Raw genomic sequence first — 2,717 nt, 5'->3', positions numbered from 1 at the left:
CGGCAGCGTCCTAGTCTCACAGGGGGCAACCCCCAACTACATTCGGCGCTAAGAAGCTTAACTGCTGTGTTCGGCATGGGAACAGGTGTGACCTTCTTGCCATTACCACCGCACAATTTTTTATTTAGTTGAGAAAAGCTTGTTCTCTCAAAACTGAATCTGCTCGTAACTCCCAACCATTCATACAATCTTATCCTTTGGATAAGTCCTCGACCGATTAGTACTGGTCCGCTCCATATATCGCTATACTTCCACTTCCAGCCTATCTACCTGATCATCTCTCAGGGGTCTTACTACTTTTAAAGTATGGGAAATCTCATCTCGAGGGGGGCTTCACGCTTAGATGCTTTCAGCGCTTATCCCTGCCGCACATAGCTACCCAGCTCTGCTCCTGGTGGAACAACTGGTACACCAGCGGTGCGTCCATCCCGGTCCTCTCGTACTAAGGACAGCTCCTCTCAAATTTCCAACGCCCGCGACGGATAGGGACCGAACTGTCTCACGACGTTCTGAACCCAGCTCGCGTACCGCTTTAATGGGCGAACAGCCCAACCCTTGGGACCGACTTCAGCCCCAGGATGCGATGAGCCGACATCGAGGTGCCAAACCTCCCCGTCGATGTGAACTCTTGGGGGAGATAAGCCTGTTATCCCCAGGGTAGCTTTTATCCGTTGAGCGATGGCCCTTCCATACGGAACCACCGGATCACTAAGCCCGACTTTCGTCCCTGCTCGACTTGTAGGTCTCGCAGTCAAGCTCCCTTCTGCCTTTACACTCTGCGAATGATTTCCAACCATTCTGAGGGAACCTTTGGGCGCCTCCGTTACACTTTAGGAGGCGACCGCCCCAGTCAAACTGCCCGACTGACACTGTCTCCCGACCAGATCTATGGTCGCGGGTTAGAGTGGTCATGTCACAAGGGTAGTATCCCACTTGTGCCTCCACCGAGACTAGCGTCCCGGTTTCAATGGCTCCTACCTATCCTGTACATGTCACACAAACACTCAATATCAACCTGCAGTGAAGCTCCATGGGGTCTTTCCGTCCTGTCGCGGGTAACCAGCATCTTCACTGGTACTACAATTTCACCGAGTCTCTCGTTGAGACAGTGCCCAAATCGTTGCGCCTTTCGTGCGGGTCAGAACTTACCTGACAAGGAATTTCGCTACCTTAGGACCGTTATAGTTACGGCCGCCGTTTACTGGGGCTTCAATTCAGAGCTTCGCATACGCTAACCCTTCCTCTTAACCTTCCAGCACCGGGCAGGCGTCAGCCTCTATACGTCATCTTTCGATTTGGCAGAGACCTATGTTTTTGATAAACAGTCGCTTGGGCCTATTCACTGCGGCTGGCCTGACGGCCAGCACCCCTTCTCCCGAAGTTACGGGGTCATTTTGCCGAGTTCCTTAACGAGAGTTCGCTCGCTCACCTTAGGATTCTCTCCTCAACTACCTGTGTCGGTTTGCGGTACGGGTTGTCTGATTCTCACTAGAAACTTTTCTTGACAGTGTGACATCAGCAGCTTCGGTACTAAACTTCCCTCCCCGTCACAACTCATCCTTAGGATGTTAAGCCTTTTACTCAACATCAGACTTGTTGCTTGGACGCGTTTTTCCATCTCCGCGCTCTGCTTAGCCTCCTGTGTCCTTCCATTGCTCAAACAAATCAGACAAGTACAGGAATCTCAACCTGTTGGCCATCGCCTACACCTTTCGGTCTCGGCTTAGGTCCCGACTAACCCTGGGAGGACGAGCCTTCCCCAGGAAACCTTAGTTATTCGGTGGACGGGATTCTCACCCGTCTTTCGCTACTCATACCGGCATTCTCACTTCTAAGCACTCCACATGTCCTCACGATCATGCTTCGCCGTCCTTAGAACGCTCTCCTACCATGTCCTTAGACATCCACAGCTTCGGTGTTCAGTTTAGCCCCGGTACATTTTCGGCGCAGGGTCACTCGACTAGTGAGCTATTACGCACTCTTTGAATGATGGCTGCTTCTAAGCCAACATCCTAGTTGTCTGTGCAACCCCACATCCTTTTCCACTTAACTGAAACTTTGGGACCTTAGCTGGTGGTCTGGGCTGTTTCCCTTTCCACTACGGATCTTATCACTCGCAGTGTGACTCCCGGATTAAAATATTTGGCATTCGGAGTTTATCAGTTTTCGGTAATCCTTGTTGGACCCCTAGAACAAACAGTGCTCTACCTCCAATATTCATCATCCGAGGCTAGCCCTAAAGCTATTTCGGAGAGAACCAGCTATCTCCAGGTTCGATTGGAATTTCACCGCTACCCACACCTCATCCCCGCCTTTTTCAACAGACGTGGGTTCGGCCCTCCAGTGCGTTTTACCGCACCTTCAGCCTGGACATGGGTAGATCACCTGGTTTCGGGTCTACGACAACATACTCAACGCCCACTTCAGACTCGCTTTCGCTGTGGCTCCGACTCTTCGTCTTAACCTTGCATGCTATCGTAACTCGCCGGTCCGTTCTACAAAAAGTACGCCATCACCCATTAACGGGCTCTGACTGCTTGTAGGCATACGGTTTCAGGTACTCTTTCACTCCCCTCCCGGGGTGCTTTTCACCTTTCCCTCACGGTACTGGTTCACTATCGGTCACTAGGGAGTATTTAGCCTTGCCGGATGGTCCCGGCGGATTCCGACGGAATTTCACGTGGTCCGTCGTACTCAGGATACTGGTAATGTTAGTT

At 51.6% G+C, this 2,717-nt stretch carries 2 rRNA genes; both read right to left on the bottom strand.

The window, feature by feature from the left end:
• Window positions 1-113: ribosomal RNA gene (rrf, locus tag F6I03_RS09685) — 5S ribosomal RNA — on the bottom strand; the annotation flags it as partial.
• An 84-nt stretch (window positions 114-197) separates the two neighbouring features.
• Window positions 198-2,717 (bottom strand): 23S ribosomal RNA (locus F6I03_RS09680); the annotation flags it as partial.

Origin of the sequence: Aerococcus sanguinicola, from assembly GCF_008726925.1 — a bacterium.
GTDB lineage: Bacteria > Bacillota > Bacilli > Lactobacillales > Aerococcaceae > Aerococcus.
This window is presented reverse-complemented; position numbering and strand designations above follow the sequence as displayed.